Annotated in this window: 12 protein-coding genes; 6 read left to right on the top strand and 6 right to left on the bottom strand. The window is 49.5% G+C overall.

Annotated features, from left to right (window positions below; translation table 11 throughout):
• Positions 1-51 precede the first annotated feature (51 nt).
• The 3 genes from ACYQ2M_RS06085 to ACYQ2M_RS06075 all read right to left on the bottom strand — a co-directional run bounded on the left by ACYQ2M_RS06085 (position 52) and on the right by ACYQ2M_RS06075 (position 3211).
• Positions 52-867 (bottom strand): shikimate dehydrogenase family protein, encoded by an 816-nt coding sequence (locus ACYQ2M_RS06085; protein WP_459915433.1) that lies wholly within the window; start codon positions 865-867, stop codon positions 52-54.
• A 121-nt stretch (positions 868-988) separates the two neighbouring features.
• Complete coding sequence (locus ACYQ2M_RS06080) at positions 989-1375, bottom strand: response regulator transcription factor (RefSeq protein WP_459915432.1); 387 nt, start codon at positions 1373-1375, stop codon at positions 989-991.
• A 354-nt stretch (positions 1376-1729) separates the two neighbouring features.
• On the bottom strand, positions 1730-3211 hold the full coding sequence (locus ACYQ2M_RS06075) for a two-component system sensor histidine kinase NtrB (RefSeq protein ID WP_459915431.1): 1482 nt from the start codon (positions 3209-3211) through the stop codon (positions 1730-1732).
• Positions 3212-3817: 606 nt separating this feature from the next.
• On the opposite strand from ACYQ2M_RS06075, the gene ACYQ2M_RS06070 reads away from it, so the two are divergent.
• The 4 genes from ACYQ2M_RS06070 to ACYQ2M_RS06055 are packed head-to-tail and all read left to right on the top strand — an operon-like array spanning position 3818 to position 8201.
• Positions 3818-4489, top strand: coding sequence for a methylenetetrahydrofolate reductase C-terminal domain-containing protein (locus ACYQ2M_RS06070; protein WP_459915430.1), 672 nt, complete (start codon positions 3818-3820; stop codon positions 4487-4489).
• Between the two features lie 46 nt (positions 4490-4535).
• The gene (locus ACYQ2M_RS06065) at positions 4536-5459 is read left to right on the top strand and encodes a methylenetetrahydrofolate reductase (RefSeq protein ID WP_459915429.1); all 924 of its coding nucleotides are present in this window, start codon (positions 4536-4538) and stop codon (positions 5457-5459) included.
• 22 nt (positions 5460-5481) lie between these two features.
• Positions 5482-6630: an FAD-dependent oxidoreductase gene (locus ACYQ2M_RS06060; protein WP_459915428.1), complete on the top strand. Its 1149-nt coding sequence runs from the start codon at positions 5482-5484 to the stop codon at positions 6628-6630.
• Entirely contained in the window at positions 6627-8201 is a 1575-nt protein-coding gene (locus ACYQ2M_RS06055; protein WP_459915427.1) for a hydrogenase iron-sulfur subunit, read from the top strand. The genes ACYQ2M_RS06060 and ACYQ2M_RS06055 overlap by 4 nt, the downstream gene beginning before the upstream one ends.
• A 173-nt stretch (positions 8202-8374) precedes the next feature.
• On the opposite strand, the gene ACYQ2M_RS06050 is transcribed toward ACYQ2M_RS06055, so the two are convergent.
• The 3 genes from ACYQ2M_RS06050 to ACYQ2M_RS06040 all read right to left on the bottom strand — a co-directional run bounded on the left by ACYQ2M_RS06050 (position 8375) and on the right by ACYQ2M_RS06040 (position 12675).
• Positions 8375-9625, bottom strand: a complete 1251-nt coding sequence (locus ACYQ2M_RS06050) for a lactate racemase domain-containing protein (RefSeq protein WP_459915426.1) — start codon at positions 9623-9625, stop codon at positions 8375-8377.
• A gap of 494 nt (positions 9626-10119) precedes the next feature.
• Positions 10120-11082, bottom strand: a complete 963-nt coding sequence (locus ACYQ2M_RS06045; protein WP_459915425.1) for a hydrogenase iron-sulfur subunit — start codon at positions 11080-11082, stop codon at positions 10120-10122.
• Positions 11083-11244: 162 nt separating this feature from the next.
• On the bottom strand, positions 11245-12675 hold the full coding sequence (locus tag ACYQ2M_RS06040) for an FAD-binding oxidoreductase (protein ID WP_459915424.1): 1431 nt from the start codon (positions 12673-12675) through the stop codon (positions 11245-11247).
• Positions 12676-13337: 662 nt separating this feature from the next.
• Here ACYQ2M_RS06040 and ACYQ2M_RS06035 point away from each other — a divergent pair.
• A complete protein-coding gene (locus tag ACYQ2M_RS06035; protein WP_459915423.1) occupies positions 13338-15299 on the top strand; it encodes an ASKHA domain-containing protein in 1962 nt (653 codons plus the stop codon).
• Positions 15299-16867, top strand: a complete 1569-nt coding sequence (locus tag ACYQ2M_RS06030) for an ASKHA domain-containing protein (protein WP_459915422.1) — start codon at positions 15299-15301, stop codon at positions 16865-16867. Before ACYQ2M_RS06035 ends, ACYQ2M_RS06030 begins: the two co-directional genes overlap by 1 nt.
• Positions 16868-16879 lie beyond the last annotated feature (12 nt).

Below are 16879 nucleotides of genomic sequence, written 5' to 3'. Positions count from 1 at the left end.
CATTGGATTCTGTGGGCTACCTTGCCTTGTAGGCGCTTTTGTGACCAGGGCCTAAATTTCCCTTAATGCCTTCATGAATTCAGGCGGAGGGATATCCACCCGGGTCCACAGAATCAGGGTTCGACGGGCCGTGTGGGCCAGGGGGATAAGCCCGTCAATGAAGGGAATATCCAGGGATTTTGCTTTTTCTTTCCAGAAATTGTTTTTTCTTCCATAATTAAGATCAATGATCAACCGGCAGGATTTAAAGGGCTGGCGCTGTATGAATTCATGGAAGGGAAGGGAATCTTCCGGGCTGGAGATGGGGGTGGTGTTGACGATGATTTCGGCCTGGCTGGAATTTTTATCAAGGAACTCAAGGGTGGTGGGCGTACCGCCTATCCGTGAAATGATATCATTGACTCTTGATTCGGTGCGACCGGCGATATTTATTGCATCGGCCCGCAGCCAGTTGAGAATGAAAATTACGGCCCTTGCACCGCCGCCGGAACCAAAAATTAATGCTTTTTTACCGGTGACATCAAATTGGGCCTCCTCCAGGGTATCCATGAATCCGATGGCATTGGTGTTATATCCCTTGAGTTCGTCACCATTCCTGATAATGGTGTTTACGGCACCGATGATGTTGGCCCCTTCAGACATGATATTCATGTAGGGAATCACCAGGGATTTATAGGGAATGGTGATATTGGCACCGCTGAAGTTCAATGTCTTTAAACTCTGCATGGCGGCACCCAGTTGATCCGGAAGGACCTTTAGGGGGACATAGGCCGCACTGATGCCGATTTTTTTAAAGATGGCATTGTACAGGGCCGGTGATTTTGATCGAAATGCCCTTTCATCACTGAGTATGCAAAAAATTTTCATCGTATGAACTTATTTTAAGGACCCTTTGTCAAGGTGTGCAGTGCAATAACACCTGCCTGACCCTTTGGGTGCAACAGGGCCAGGCAGGTGCTGCCATCAGGGGTGGAACAAAATGCCGGAATCAGGACAGAAGGGCTTTTACGCTTGCCGTGATCTCTTCTGCCGAAGCGGGTTTTGGAAGATAATCGTCGGCTTCCGTGCTCATGCCGTCGGCATGGGAATACCGGGTAGATCCCACATGATCTGCCACGGCGGTGAGCAAAATAACCGGAATCTCCCGGGTTTTCTCGCTCCCCTTAAGTTCTGCGCATACTTCATAGCCGTCTTTTTCAGGCATCATCACATCCAGAACCACGGCATCTGGTGGATTGGCTTTTATTTTTTCCATGGCCTCCACTCCATCGTAGGCCACCTCCACCTGGAATCCTTCCCTGGCAAGATTGGATTGGACAATTGATGCAAAGTCGGGCTCATCGTCAACAACCAGTATTCTTTTTTTTTCGCTCATAAGTAATCTCCCTGGTAAATGATTAATGAAAAATGATGATCTGTTCTTTTCGCTTTTAATCAAGAAATCCCCTTTCTGAATTTTTAATCGGGTGGGGGGATGAAACATGACAAACCGCAGGGTTCAGCATCTGTGCATCCTTCTGAAATGCCTATACATTTTTAAATAATGTGCCGCATCCGGCTGAATGTAGTCAACGTGGTTTCGTATACAATCCTTCTGAATGTCTCATTCAGAAGGAGGTTGACTGATTTTGATGATGGTGGCCTAAATGGAATTTAAAAAATGATCTATAATTATTTTATATAGGTCGTCGTTCGTCATGTCAACCAAAAACTTAGTAAAAAATATCGTCTACGTTTTCGGCAGTTTCAGGGGAAGTCTGATGTGAAACTGTGCACCGGAATCGGGCATGTTTTTCGCCATGATCTTACCATGGTGACTTTCAACAATGCCGTAGGCCATGCTGAGGCCCAGTCCTGTTCCCTTTCCCTCCTCTTTGGTGGTGAAAAAAGGCTCGAAAATGCTGGACAATACGGTGTCGGGGATGCCGGGGCCGGTGTCTGTGATGGTGACGTTCATCATATTGTCACCGGCCTCCATAAAGGTTTTCACCCACAGGTGTCCCTTGCCCTCCATGGCATCTGCAGCATTGAGGATAATGTTCATGAAAACATGGTTCAGTTGCTGGACGTCTGCGGGGATTTCCGGAATCGACTTGTCATAATCTTCAACAATAACAATGTTCTGGAACAATGACTGGTTGCGCAGCAGAAAAAGGGTCCGGGCAATGATTTTGTTGATGTTCTGGGGGCGAACCTCTCGCTGGGTCTGGCGGGCAAACTCCAGAAGTTCTTTGACGATGGCGCTGCATCGCTGGGCATCGCGCTGGATCCTTAACAGATCATGGGTGGCCTCCCGGGATAGTTCATGTTCTTCTAGCATGAGCTGGGTAAAAAGGGTGATACCACCCAGGGGATTGTTGAGCTGGTGGGCCACCCCTGCGGCAAGTTTGCCCAGGGAAGACATTTTTTCCGCCTGGAGCAGTTGGATCTGGGTTTTTTCAAGCTCTGCCTCCATGCGTTTTGTTTCTGTCAGGTCATGGAAAAAACCGATGCTGGCCACCTCATTGTTATCCTCATAAACGATGGATGCATTGAGCCGGATGGGGGTGGTGCTGCCGTCCTTGCGTATGGCCAGTTGCTCAAGGGATCGCACGATGCCTTTTCCGTCAACCTTTTCGCTTCTCATTTTTTTCATGATTTTCTGTGCATCCCCGGGGGGGTAAATCTGGCGGATATTCAGGCCTTCAATGGCATCTTTTTTGCTGTAACCGGCTATCTGGGTGGCTGCTTTGTTGAAAATAAAAATTTTGCCCTTCATGTCTGCGGCAATAACGCCATCCACGGCATTTTCAATGAGATTTCTCAGAAAAACGTTGGAGGTTAGTCTTTTTTCGTCGAACCTGGCCAGGGGAGGAAGGTCAAAATCAAGGACGACAATGGATTTTTCCTGGCCATCGCCCGGGGTAATGGGAAATGCATACAGGCAGGAACAGACGTTTTCATTGTTTTTCAGGGAAATCTGTTTTAGGGCAGGGGTGCCCGTTCTGATAACTTCCGTGGCCGGACAGTTGATACAGGGTATGTCGCTGTTAAAAATCAGTTGATGACAAAAAACGGCATCGGTGTCAGCGGCCCATTGTGGGTCTCTTTTGCCGGTTCTTTCGTCCATGGCCAGCAGTTTATAGTCCTGGGAAATCACGATAATCTGCCTCTTAATGATTTCCATGGCCTTGTCAAAATAGGACTTATGTAACTGGCATTTGTTATCCATGACATCACCTAATGCCTCTGTGAGGAGTTGATTTTCAGGATAAATTCGTATTTCTTCGCAAGATTGAGATTGTATTGCGCTTGGCCCGGAGCATGGGGAGGAAACACAGATCGTGATGGCCATTTTTGGGTAGTCTTTTTATAAGATATCTCTGTTTGTATGTCAAGTCATTCATTGATCGAAAATAAAGAAATGAATTTAATTTACTTTGTATTGTTCATTTTTTTGAATAATGACTCATTACCCTTGACTTTTTTACTTTAATCTGGAAATGTGGCCGTATTTTATATATAAGGAGATGGCCGTCGTGTTATCCAAAAAAATCAATGGGGTGTTCAGGGACCGTTGAAAACAGGATGGCAGGAATGCAAGTGTTTTAGTTTGTTATTGTTTTCTTTATACCGTGGGTCAGCGTTCCCCGTGGATGGATTTGTTTGCAGCTAGGCGTGAATTCTTGGGTTTTCTTGTCTGGACGGGGTGCTTTGTATTAATTAGAAAGCACAGGAAATGATTGTCTGTTCCACAGTAGAAATTGTCAGGTTTGAAAGTTGAATTTATAGATTATCAGGGATAAAATCATATGTTGTCTGTATAACAGGAGGATTCATGATTGTAGCAGAGAGAAAACCCTTTGATGAGATCAAAAATATGGTGTCAGGCTATAAAAAGATTCTCACCGTGGGATGTGGAACCTGTGTCGCCGTATGTCTGGCCGGAGGATCCAAAGAAGTGGAAACCTTGAATGCTGAGCTTAATCTGGCATGTGGCAAGGAAGGCATTGAGTTTGGTGCCGAAACGCTGGAACGTCAGTGTGACATGGAATTCCTAGACGAGCTGGAGAGCAAGGCCGGTGAGTATGATGCCTTTCTTTCCATGGCCTGTGGTGCCGGAATTCAATTCCTGGCCCAGCGCTTCCCGGATAAACCCGTGCTGCCGGCAGTTAACACCAGTTTTATCGGTGTAAACCTTGATGTGGGCTGGTATGAAGAAAAATGCCGGGCCTGCGGTAATTGCGTTCTGGACATGACCGGCGGTATCTGCCCTGTAACCATGTGTGCCAAGGGCCTTTTCAACGGTCCCTGTGGCGGTACCAACCAGGGTTCCTGTGAAATTGATCCCGAACAGCCCTGTGCATGGTTTCAGATCTATGAACGACTGGCAGGCCAGGGACGGTTGGATCAGATCATTAAATTATCCCCTCCCAATGACTGGAGCAATCAGAAACCTCGAAAAGTGATTCAGCCAGGCTACGAAGCGCGTGTTAAGGCCCGTGGTTAAAATGATCCGGTGATGAACCATATTAAATATTCAGGGAGAAAATCATATGAAATCAGGAAGTAATCTGGAAAAAGTACTCAAGGCCGGACACTTTGCCTTCACCGGGGAGGTGGGGCCGCCAAGGGGAGCCAATGTTGAGGCCCTGCGGGAGAAGGCAAGACATCTTAAAGGCATGGTGGATATGGCCAACATTACGGACAACCAGACCGCCATGGTCAGAATGTCCAGCTGGGCCGCCTCCATGATCTGCATGGAAGAAGGGGTTGAACCCAACTTTCAAATGGTATGCCGGGACAGAAATCGACTGGCCATGCAGGGCGATATCCTTGGTGCCTATGCCCATGGTATTCGTAATATGCTGTGTTTATCAGGCGATCATCAGACCTTTGGTGATCATCCCCAGGCCAAGGGTGTTTTTGATATTGACTCCATGCAGCTCATCAGCATGGTGAAAAAAATGCGTGATGAAGGTAAATTCCTGGGCGGTGCCGATATTGATGTGCCCCCCCAAATTTTCATTGGTGCAGCAGCCAACCCCTTTGCAGAACCCTTTGAATGGCGGGTTCATCGACTGGCAAAAAAGGTTGCCGCCGGTGCAGATTTCATCCAGACCCAGTGTGTGTATAACATGCCGAAAATTCGTGAATGGATACGTCAGGCCAACGATATGGGTTTGACGGAAAAAGTCTATATTCTTCCTGGTGTAACCCCCATGAAGAGTATCGGTATGGCCAGATACATGCAGAAAAAAGTGCCGGGCATGGATGTTCCTGAAGAAATCATCAAGCGTCTCCAGGGTGTTGACAAGAAAAAGGTCGCCGACGAGGGAATCAAGATCGCCTGTGAGCAGATTCAGGAATTTAAAGAGACAAAAGGGGTGGCAGGCGTCCATCTGATGCCCATTGAATGGGAGCATAAGGTACCTGAGATTGCTGAAAGAGCCGGTATGTTGCCAAGGCCCGTCGTTTAACCCAAGACAAGGAGTTTCCAAATTGAAGAGTCAAACCGGAAAAGTGATGGTCATCGGTGGGGGTATTGCCGGTCTCACTGCTGCATGGGAGCTTTCCAGGCAGAATATCAATGTGGAGTTGGTTGAAAAAAGCTGCTTCCTGGGTGGGCACAGCATCGGATTTACCTGTAAGGCAACGGATACCTGCAAACAATGCGGTGCCTGTAGTGTGGAAGAGATGCTTGCAAATGTTGTAAATGAGCCCCTGATCACCGTTCATTTGAGAACAGAGGTCATCGGATTTGAAAAAAACGATGGTTTTACGGTCTCCATGGCCAAAAGTCCTGTGGATGCCGTGGCACCCCAGAATATACTCAAGGGATTTTCCCGACACAACACACCGCTTTATGTCATTACCGGGGATGTTGAAGGCGCACCGGAAGGCGCTGTGAATATCGATACGCTGGGCAGTGAAGGAAAAGTGATGGTGGATGCCGTTGTGGTTGCCACAGGTTACACCCCCTTTGATCCCAATCGTAAATCCACCTATGGATATGATAAATGGGATAATGTGATAACCGGCCTGGATCTTGAAAATATTATTCGGGAGAACGGTTCTCTGGTGCGTCCCACAGATGGTGAAAAACCCAAACGCATTGCCTTTATTCAGTGCGTGGGTTCCCGGGACGAACGTCTGGGCAATCTGTGGTGTTCCGAGGTCTGCTGTCCCTATGCCATGCGCATGGCAGGCGTTGCAAAAAAAGCCGATTCCGATGCCGAGATATCAATGTTTTACATTGATATCCAGAACAGTGGCAAAGAGTTCCCGGTCTTCTATGAGAAGATGAAAGAAGACATACGATTTGTCAGAACCATTCCCGTGGATATCTATCCCCTGGAAGGTGATAGACTTGAGCTTCGACACATGGTGGAAGAAGAGGGAAAGCCTTCCTCGGAGCAGTTTGATCTTGTGGTGCTCTCTGTGGGAATCATGCCCGGCATGGACACGGCAAAGATGTCTGAAATGCTTAATATCCCCGTGAATCAGGATGGCTTTCTTGGCGCAGATGACCTGGATGCAGGTGTGTTTGTTGCCGGAACGGCCGCAGGCCCCGGAAGTATTGCCGCCACCATTGCAGGTGCTGGAAATGTCGCCCTGGCGACCATGAATTATCTGGGGGGGAGCAAATGATAGCAGAAAAGAGCGGTAAAATGGTTGAAGTCGAGATAAATAAAGACGTCCTGGTGGTGGGTGCCGGTAAAGCGGGGCTTGAAACCGCAGCAAAGATCGCCGCCCAGGGATATAAGGCCGTGGTCATCGGTAATAAAACCACCTGTGCATGCAGTGCCGGGTGCACCAAAGAAATGCAGGCAGCCGGTCTTGTGGAAATGCAGGATGGGGCAGCCCTTGTTGCCATTGCAGGTGTGGCCGGTGATTTCCGGGTGACCATTGCAAAAGGTGAAGAGACCTCCGACCAGGTCTTTGGTGCCGTGGTGGTGGCTCCCGAGTACGCCAGTGTTGCCCTGAACGGTGCATACGGCCTGACCCTGAATGAAAAGGTCATCACCCAGAGCCAGATGGAAGCGCTTCTGGCCGATGATGCCGGAAAAGAAAAACTCGTCAACGGCAGTGGCAGCACCGTGGCTTTTTTGTCCGGTTTCGGTCAGGAAGGAGATCCCGTAGCCACCCGCAGAGTACTGCAGTCGGCCCTGGATGTTCAGAAACTGGAAAACTGCCGGTCATACATCTATGCCGGTAATGTCAAGGTCGGTGCCAAAGGTCTGGAGCGACTCTTTACCCAGGGCAGACATGAGGGCGTGGTCTGTTTTAAACCCAAAACCATGCCTGCCATTGAACAGGATCAGGACAAGCTGAAAATTGTCATCACCGATCCTGTGGTCCGGGCAGATATTGAGCTGGAACCAGATTATCTGGTGGTGGAAGAGGGTATTGTGGTGGGTCAGGACAATCTTGACATTGCCGCAACGCTTCGAATTGACACCGATGTGGACGGTTTTCTGCCCAGCAACAATGTGCATCGTTTTCCGGTAAAGTCAAATAGAGAAGGCATTTTTGTCGCCAAGGACGGTGTGGATTCGGCCAATGTGGCCTTGAATGTAAAAGCCCTTTTAGGTGATGGTATTCGTACCCTCACCGAGGACATTGCCGTGGTGGATGATACCAAGTGCGTCATCTGTCTCACCTGCTATCGCTGTTGCCCCCACGGGGCAATTTTCTGGCAGGATGGGGCTGCGGTTATTTCACCTGCGGCCTGTCAGGGTTGCGGTATCTGCGCAAGTGAGTGTCCCATGGATGCCATTCAGCTGGGTGAATTTTCCGATGAGGACTTGAGAAGCGGCATCAAGGAAGCCGTGGCTTCTTCCGCTGCTGCATCTCCTTCCATCGTTGCTTTCTGCTGCAAGAATTCCGCTCTGGAAGCCGGAGAGGCTGCGGCTCAGTTCGGCCATGAAATGCCCGCAGGATTCCGCATGGTCAAGGTACCCTGTGCCGGAAAGGTGGATGTGGAATTCATCATGAAGGCCCTTGTGGAAGGGGCAGATGGTGTTATGGTTGCCGCCTGTCATGAAGGAAATTGTAAGGCTGAGCGCGGTAATATCTATGCCGGATGGCGGGTTGAAGAGATTCGTCAGAGACTTGAAAATATGGGCCTTAACAAAGATCGGGTGGTCTTTACCACCATCGCATCCAATATGGCCCGGGAATTTGCCGTCAAGGTGAATGAGTTTGCCGAAAAGCTTTAATTCCTGTTTCTAAGGTTTGATGTTGCGTTAAAAAAAATCTTTCCCCGGCCCCCAGGGTCCGGGGGGAGACGTCTATATTAAGAAAGGCCGTTCAATGGATAGAGACTATCTGTTGAACGGCCTTTTTTTTGATAGAAATCCAGCAAGATTAGCTCAGGCACGTGTTATTTGTGTTATTGGGCCTGGAGCATGGGAACGGTGAGACTTCCGTCCATGAGGAACATGACATCGGCATCGGCACCCTTTTGCTCAAGGGCCGCATCAAGGGCTTCCTGTAGACTGTGAAAGGGCCGGATAAAAAGTTTCTCAATTTCATCATCCGGGATGTCGGTGACCCCCCACATCTCGGCCCACAGGCCTATTTCCGCCATTTTGGCGGCTTTGTGATATCCCAGTTTGTATCCTGTCTCAATGGTGTCAAGCACCTCCTGGGGGGTATCACAACTGCCCAGCAGATCGGCAAAGGCCTTGCCGCCGATGCCGCATCGGCATTTGGCCACCAGGATGAGGATACCGTCTTTGTTCAGGGCCAGTTTGGCGTTGTCAATGCCCTTTTGGGCTTGGTACAGATCAATGTCTGCGGGAAATTTCACCACGGAAACCACAATGTCCGCCTTTTTTTTGATGGGGGCGCAGAATACCTCATTGGCCCGTTCAATGGCTGCATAAAAGGAGGCATGGATGTCCCCGGCGGTGACAGCGTAAATCTTGTGATTTTTGTCCAGTACGGTCATGATGGCAAAGATTTCTTTTTTTACCACCTTGAGTGCATCAATCATGTCTTCGTGTACCGGGTTACCCTCCAGGGCCAGGGCACAGGCCTCGGGTACCAGAGCCAGTTTATGGTTCTGCTCAATGGTTTTATACGAGGCAATGCCGGGAAGAAAGGATTTTCTTCCACCGGTGTAACCGGCAAAATAGTGGGGCTCCACCGATCCGATGATGATGATCTTGTGGGCCTTGACGCCTTCTTCATGGACAAACATCTCCGTGCCGTTGGAAGAATTGCCAAGGTAAACCATCTCTTCGTCTTTTAAGGCATCGTGCACCACAATCTTATCTTTGATGTTTTCGTAGTGAGAGCCGAAAATCTGAATGTATTCTTCTTGGCTGGGGCCTCTATGGGCACCGGTGGCAATGATGAATTTTAAGGGAATAGCCTTGATATCGTCCCAGATGGCATCCAATACTGTACTGGTGGGGGTGGGGCGGGTGGCATCATTGACAATGATTAAAAGGTCAGTTGCGTCTGCCAGAAATGTTGACAGATCTTTACTCTCCTGGGGGGATGCCATGGCCCCCTGGATCAGGCTGTTGGTGTCTCCAATGGCCACATCATTGGCTTCAAGAATCACCGGATCAATGCTATTGCCAAGGTCAGCGGTGAGTTTTTCCGTCTTCCCATAGGGAACAGATATTTTCATATATTTTCCTCTTTTCTGTCAGTTACAGGTGCTCTGATTTGCAGATACCATTGGAATACGGATTAAATACCGATCCCCAGATGAAATGTAGATCCATATTTGTACAAGCCCTGCAACTCACAGTTTTTGTGTGTGTGATGTGAAACACAAGGTATTTGGCGGGGCAAACAAGCCTATATGTCAGTAACCTTCTGCCACAATGAAGATTGAACGTGTCTCTTGGTTTGTCCATAACATGGGACAGAAATAAATTCTGCCCCTGGGTTTTAAATCTTGTTTTGCCGGAATTTTTTTATAATCCGCATGTCCTGTCGGACACAACGAAGATAGGGTCGTAGACGTGGAACCAAATGGCATTATGCCGCACCTCCCCCGACGGGCAATGGGCCCGGACCGGAACTGTAGACAGCTCGATTGTCCGGCTCCTATTGCCCATCGGGGGAAGGTGCTCTGCTGAGGTAGACTTGAAGGCTACCTTTTCATGTAAAAAAATCCTACTTTTTCAAAGGACCAAGTGCATTGATGGTTTCCATGAATCCATCAATGGCTTTCTGAAAGCCTGCCTTGTCGCCATGGGCAATCTGCACAAGCTCAATACGTTCGGGTTCAATGTCTATCTGGGCCAGAAATTTCTTGATGGATGCCACATGGGTTTTTGCCTTGACGTTTCCATCATGCTCGCAATCCCCATCCGGGCAACAGGCCACCAGGACCCCCCAGCCGTTTTTCAAAAAGGGTTCCAACAGCAGGGGTTTTTCCAGCCTGCCACCGCACATGTTGATCAGGATTTTGTATTCTTCAGCAGGGGTCTCTTTTGTGGGCACCATGGCTGAAGATTGAAGATCTGGATAAAAGGACCAGTTGCATCCAAAGACAATGGCTTTGGCCTGATCTTTTTCCAGGAATAGTCCGATTTCACGGTTCAGGGCCTGTTGATCCGTGCCGCAGCTTAAGCGGGTGAATACCGCCTTGTTGGGGCATACATCCACACAGGCACCACAGCTCTGGCATTTTACAATGTCTGTGACGATTTTACCGTCCACAAAGGTGCGGGCTTCATGGGGGCAGGCCCGGACACAGGCCAGACATGCGGCGCATTCCGGGCCGGTTAGTGCCGTGGTGCCGGGGCTTTCCCAGGCCGTGCCTGCAAAATCTCTTTTGGCATCGGTGAAGATATCTAACAGGGGAACACCACTGGAGCAGGCAGCCACACAGCGTCCGCAATGAAAGCAGGAGGCAATTTTGTCGGCTATGTAGGTGGAGGGTTCCAGCTGTCCGGATAAAAGGCCGAAAATCATGATCATTTTGGCCCGGGGAGCGTCGGATTCCCAGCGGTCAAACTTAAAGACCGGGCAGTGTTCATAGCAATATCCGCAGCGGATACAGCTGTCCAGATTATTTTTCCATTTTTCCAGGTGGACGGGTTTAAATGCGCGGGGTTCCATTTGGGTTGCCATTTGTTTTTATTCCATATGTTTATGATAAAAGGGGGTGTTGGGGGTAACGGGTTCTGGCGCCATGGGCTGACTTGCCCGGAGGGGCTGGTTCCGCAATTACCCTTGCGTCCCTTTTTCATGGGTTGTGAAGTATTTATTTTTTGTCATTCAATGCGCGTTGTATCAGGCCACCATGTACCTTAAATCTGTGGCAGTCACCCAGTCCGCCGGGGCATTCATCAGTTTTCCCGGATTGAGGATGCCATGGGGGTCAAAGGCTTTTTTCACCTGGGACATGAGATCCAAGGAATCTGCTTTTTCCAGTTTAAAGGCAGCTGCCTTGGATATGCCGATGCCGTGTTCCGCCGAGGTGGTTCCGTTGACGGAACGAACATATTCATAAATCTGGGATACGGCCTCCCGGGCGGACGCCCATTGATCTTGGCGGCTTGGCTCCATGAGTATTTTGGTGTGCATACACCCGGAGCCGCAATGGCCATAGGCGGTCATGATGAGATCATTAGCAGCCGCAATTTCATGGATTTTTCTGGCCATTTCTGCCATTTTTGAGTAGGGCACTGCCATGTCATCGGCAAGGGAAGTGCTGGACAACACCTCACTGAATTTTGACAGGGCGGGGAAGAGTTTTTTTCTGCCCATGAATATTTTAGCCCGCTCATTGGGATCAAAGCTGCTGGTCAGACCCTTTCCATTGTTCTTTTTACAAAGGGCTTTCATGGTGTCAATTTCATAATCCACGGCTTCTTTGACCATGCCGTCGGCTTCATATAAAAGCACCGCCTCCACCTCGGGAAGTCCCAGATTCATGGTTTTATTCACCGCCTGGATGGCTACCTTGTCCACCAGTTCCAGCATGGAGGGGATGACGCCGCCCGCCATGATGTCTGCAATGGCGTGGCCTGCATCTTCCAGGCTATCAAAGTTGGCCATGCCAAGGCATCTGAATTTCGGGATGGGCACAAAGCTTAAGGTGGCTTCCACCACCACACCCAAGGTGCCTTCCGAGCCAACAATGAGTTTATGCAGCTGGTATCCGGTGGCCTCCACCCGGGTTCTGGCACCCAGGGTCACCAGTTTACCACCGGGAAGCACCACCTTCATCCCCAAGACCGAATCCCGGGTGGCACCATATTTCACAGATCTTACGCCACTGGCGTTGTTACCGATTTCACCTCCGATGGTGGCGATGCGGCTGGATGCCGGTGTGGGGGGATAAAACACCCCATAGGGCTTAAGGGCGGCATTCAGGTCATCATCCACTACGCCCGGTTCCACTCTGCAGTATACGTCAGATGGGTTGATTTCCAGGATGCGGTTCATTTTTTTCATGTCCAGGGAAATGCCCCCGTTGATGGGTACGGTTTGGCCGCACATGCCAGAGCCGGCTCCCCGGGTGATGACCGGAATTTTGTTCTCATGGGCATATTTCATGATTGCCTGAACCTGTTCAGTGTTTGCAGGGCGAACAATGGCCCAAGGTTTTGCCGCATGTACAGAACTGTCTGACCCGTATATCATGAGATCTGCGGGGTCAGTTTTTACATTCTCCTCTCCCACAATGCCTTGCAATGTGGAAACATATAGAGTGTCCATCTGTATTTTCCTTCTTGAATAATTTTGTAGCGGTGATTAATGGAATCAACTTTCAGGCTTAAATCTTGTTTTAAAACCTGGATGTCGGTGGACAGCACTCATCTTGTGTTTTTGTGCTTTTTATCAAAAAATATCCATCCGATTGACAAATATGGTAATTCGATTTGTTCTATTTTACGCAATTCTGCCAATTGTAAAAAGTTAGTTATATAATTGATTCAGTTGGTTGACTCACTCAGGGATAATCCTTTGTTTATGAGTCATAATCATAAAAGATTTTTACGTCAACACTAAACAATGTTTCATGCAGTATATGAGCATAAACTTGTAAAGGCAAGTCTTTTGTGTTATGCAAAATGAATAAAATACAGTAAATAAAAGTGGTTCTGATTATATATGGTCTTAGATTTTATGTGATATACCGGGCGGGATGAACTTGATAGACTTGGCGCTTGATTTTACGTTAAAAAGACTGGATATTATTTTATTAAGCGATTATACACATGGAGGGTAAGATTGTATGAACCCGTTTATAAAAAATGGTCAGTGTTGTGATCAAGCCCCTTTGGGATTAAACGCCTTGAGAGAAAAACAATGGACCTTATAAACAGACGACAGACAGTGTGATGCCCCATGCTGTTGTTGAAAAATCAGGAGAATATATGAGTCTGAAAATCCATAAAATTTTGTTTCAACCCCACGGAAAAGAGATTGAAGTTGCAGACGGTGAGAATTTAATCCGGGCGGCCATGGAAGCAGGGGTTCACATCAATGCCTCCTGCGGTGGTGAGGGGGTATGCGGCAAGTGTCGGATCCTGCTGGAATCGGGAGAACTTGAAGGGGGCGGTCTTGACAAACTTTCCGTAGAAGACAGAGAAAATGGATACCGACTGGCCTGTCTGTCCCATGTGATTTCCGATGCGGTGGTGAGAATTCCAGTGGAATCTGAGGTGGATACAAGCGTGCTGAATATCGGCACCACCCCCCGCCACACCGCCCGGGTAAAAAGTTTCAGTTTTGAAGACCTGAAGGAAAAGGGCCTTCTGGTGCCCCCGGTGGAGAAAAAATATCTCAAACTTCCCGAACCCTCGGCCCAGGACAACATTGCCGATGTCACCCGGTTGATCCAGCACCTGAAAGTGCAGTATGACGAGCATCGGCTGGGGGTGGATATAGATGTCATGAGAAAAGTTCCTGATATTTTACGGGAGAAGAATTTTGAGGTCACCGTGACCATTGTCCGCCCGGTGAGGGCGGATGGAAAAAATCAGATTGTCAACATAGAAGCAGGGGATACTACCACCTGCAATTATTCCGTGGCCATGGATATCGGTACCACCACCATATATGGTCAACTGCTGGATCTGAACACCGGAGAGGTACTTTCGGAATATGGGGATTTCAATGGTCAGATCAGTTATGGTGAAGATGTTATTTCAAGAATCATGTTTGCCGAAAAAGGTGATGGCCTTAAAACTCTCCAGAAAAGGGTGGTGGAAACCATCAACAATGTCCTGGACCGTATTTTCAAGTTGGGTAAGATTGATCGCAGGTGTATCACCACCATCACGCTGGCAGGAAATACCACCATGACCCAGCTGCTTCTGGGGATCAATCCCAGCTATGTCAGAAGAGCCCCCTATGTGCCTGCAGCCATTTTATATCCGCCCTTTCATGCCGGAGATATTGGCATAAATCTCTCTTCCCATGCCCAGGCCCTTGTGTATCCCGGGGTATCCAGTTATGTGGGCGGTGACATTGTGGCCGGAGTTATGGGGGCTGACATGTATAAATCAGAAAAGCTTACCCTTTTCATGGACATCGGCACCAATGCAGAAATTGTTATCGGCAACAAGGACTGGATGGCTTGTACGGCCTGTTCCGCAGGTCCGGCCTTTGAAGGGGGGGGCATCACCTTTGGCATGCGGGCAGCCAAGGGTGCCATAGAAGATTTTTCCATTGATCCTGTGTCCTATGAGCCCATGATTGTCACAAAAGGAAATGTGCGTCCCAAGGGCATATGCGGTTCCGGCTTGATAACCATCGTGGCCCAGCTGTTTGAAAACGGTATTATTGATAATCGGGGTAAATTCAACAGGACCCTGAAAACCGACCGCATTCGCCAGCGGGAAGATATCTGGGAGTATGTCCTGGTTTACGAGGACGCCACACAGATTGATAGAGATATTGTCATCACAGAACCTGACATTGATAATCTCATCCGGGCCAAGGGTGCCATGTACAGTGGTGCACTCACCCTTCTGGAAGAGGTGGGGCTTACCATCCAGGACATTGAAGTAATTATTCTTGCCGGTGGATTCGGCAGTTATGTGGATCTGGAAAAAGCCATGACCATCGGGCTTTTGCCGGAAGTTAATCCCGAGCAGGTTGTTTATCTGGGGAACAGTTCCCTTCTGGGGGCTAGAATGAGTTCCTTTACCAACGTCCTGCGCCGGGATGTGGTGGCTGTGGTGGAAATGATGACCAACTTTGAACTGGCCGAAACCGCCTCGTATATGGATCATTACGTGGGGGCTTTGTTTTTGCCCCACACCGAGCTTAAATATTTCCCCCGGCTCCATGAACGGCTCCAAGCAAAAGCCCAGGCAAGGCGGGATTCCTGATGGCGGCGCTGGAAAATATCAATGGGTTTGTTCGTACGGTACAGGTGGAAGAACCCCGGCTTGGCAATAATACCGCTGATGTGGAGCGGGTCCAGGCCGCCCTGTTACAGTCCCTTGGAAAGGATCAACATTCCATGGTATATTTTCCACCGGCCCTGGTGACGGATCTTGCCCGGCAGTTAAGAAAATGGCACCACCGCATCAAGGTAGTGATGTTTCAAGATTCCCGGGGGTGGATGGTGACGGCCGTGATGGACCCGGAAACTCCCCTGCCGGTGTGCGGGGTGGCAGCAGATCTTGGCACTACCCGGGTGGTGCTGCGCCTCGTCAATCTTGAAACTGGTGAGAATCTGGGGGAATTGGGATTTGATAATCCCCAGATTGCTCTGGGGCCGGATGTCTTGGCAAGGATTCATTATGCAAGGGATGCCAAAGGCCTTGCCCGGCTGCAGGATTTGATCATTGACGGTATGAATCGCCATATAAGGGAACTTGTCACCGGGGCGGGTCTGGAGCCGGATTCGGTCTACCTGCTTACCGGTGCTGGCAATACCGCCATGACCCATCTGTTTCTGGGCATTGAACCCTCGTTTATTATCCGCGAACCCTATATCCCGGCGGTGAATTCCCCGGAACCGTTGGCAGCCTCACAGGTTGGGCTTTGTATTCACCCCCGGGGAATGGTGTTTCTGTTTCCCAACATCGGCTCCTATTTTGGGGGAGATCTTATTGCCGGTATTCTTTTTGCCGGGCTTCATAACAAAGCGTATCCCTGTCTCATGGTGGATGTGGGCACCAATGCCGAGGTGGTGGTGGGCAGCAGGGACTGGCTCATGGCCTGTGCCGGGGCTGCCGGTCCGGCCCTGGAAGGCGGCATCAGCGACATGGGAATGACAGCAGGCCCCGGGGTGATTGACCGGGTGGTCATAGACCCTGGGACCCTTACCATGGACTTTCATACCATTGAAGACAAACCGCCGGTGGGCCTGTGCGGATCGGGTATGATTGATCTGGCAGCCCAGCTTTTTTTATCGGGCATGGTGGACATTCGGGGAAAATTTTCACCGGATCGTTGTGGAGATCGGCTTTTTGAAAAGGATGAGATTAACCATCTGCGTCTGGTGAGCCGGGAAGATTCAGGCACCGGCAAGGATATTTTGTTCAGCCAGGTGGATTTAAACTCTTTGACCAGTGCCAAGGCGGCCATGCACTCCATCCTGGAGGTTCTTGTCCAGCAGACAGCAGGCCTTTCCTTTGGGGATCTGGATAAATTTTATGTGGCTGGCACCTTCGGGTCGTTTATCAATCCCCGGTCGGCCATCTCCATCGGCATGCTGCCGGACATGCCCTTGGAAAAGTTTGAGGTTCTCGGCAATTCTTCACTGGGGGGGGCTGCCCGGCTGCTGGTGGATCCCCGGGCCTTTGAGGAGATCCGGACCATTGCCCGGAGCATCACCTACATTGAGCTCAACGTGAATCAATCGTTTATGAACACCTTCTCCGGTGCTAAATTTTACCCACACACCGACCGGTCACGGTTTCCGTCGGTGACGATTTATGGGCCGTGATGGGCCTTTTTC

Source organism: Desulfocicer niacini (assembly GCF_054657595.1).
This window is presented reverse-complemented; position numbering and strand designations above follow the sequence as displayed.

Coding starts and splice junctions, on each gene's coding strand:
- ACYQ2M_RS06075 (WP_459915431.1), bottom strand. CDS start 3,211: ATGGATAACAAATGCCAGTTACATAAGTCCTATTTTGACAAGGCCATG.
- ACYQ2M_RS06080 (WP_459915432.1), bottom strand. CDS start 1,375: ATGAGCGAAAAAAAAAGAATACTGGTTGTTGACGATGAGCCCGACTTT.
- ACYQ2M_RS06035 (WP_459915423.1), top strand. CDS start 13,338: ATGAGTCTGAAAATCCATAAAATTTTGTTTCAACCCCACGGAAAAGAG.
- ACYQ2M_RS06040 (WP_459915424.1), bottom strand. CDS start 12,675: ATGGACACTCTATATGTTTCCACATTGCAAGGCATTGTGGGAGAGGAG.
- ACYQ2M_RS06065 (WP_459915429.1), top strand. CDS start 4,536: ATGAAATCAGGAAGTAATCTGGAAAAAGTACTCAAGGCCGGACACTTT.
- ACYQ2M_RS06070 (WP_459915430.1), top strand. CDS start 3,818: ATGATTGTAGCAGAGAGAAAACCCTTTGATGAGATCAAAAATATGGTG.
- ACYQ2M_RS06085 (WP_459915433.1), bottom strand. CDS start 867: ATGAAAATTTTTTGCATACTCAGTGATGAAAGGGCATTTCGATCAAAA.
- ACYQ2M_RS06055 (WP_459915427.1), top strand. CDS start 6,627: ATGATAGCAGAAAAGAGCGGTAAAATGGTTGAAGTCGAGATAAATAAA.
- ACYQ2M_RS06030 (WP_459915422.1), top strand. CDS start 15,299: ATGGCGGCGCTGGAAAATATCAATGGGTTTGTTCGTACGGTACAGGTG.
- ACYQ2M_RS06045 (WP_459915425.1), bottom strand. CDS start 11,082: ATGGCAACCCAAATGGAACCCCGCGCATTTAAACCCGTCCACCTGGAA.
- ACYQ2M_RS06050 (WP_459915426.1), bottom strand. CDS start 9,625: ATGAAAATATCTGTTCCCTATGGGAAGACGGAAAAACTCACCGCTGAC.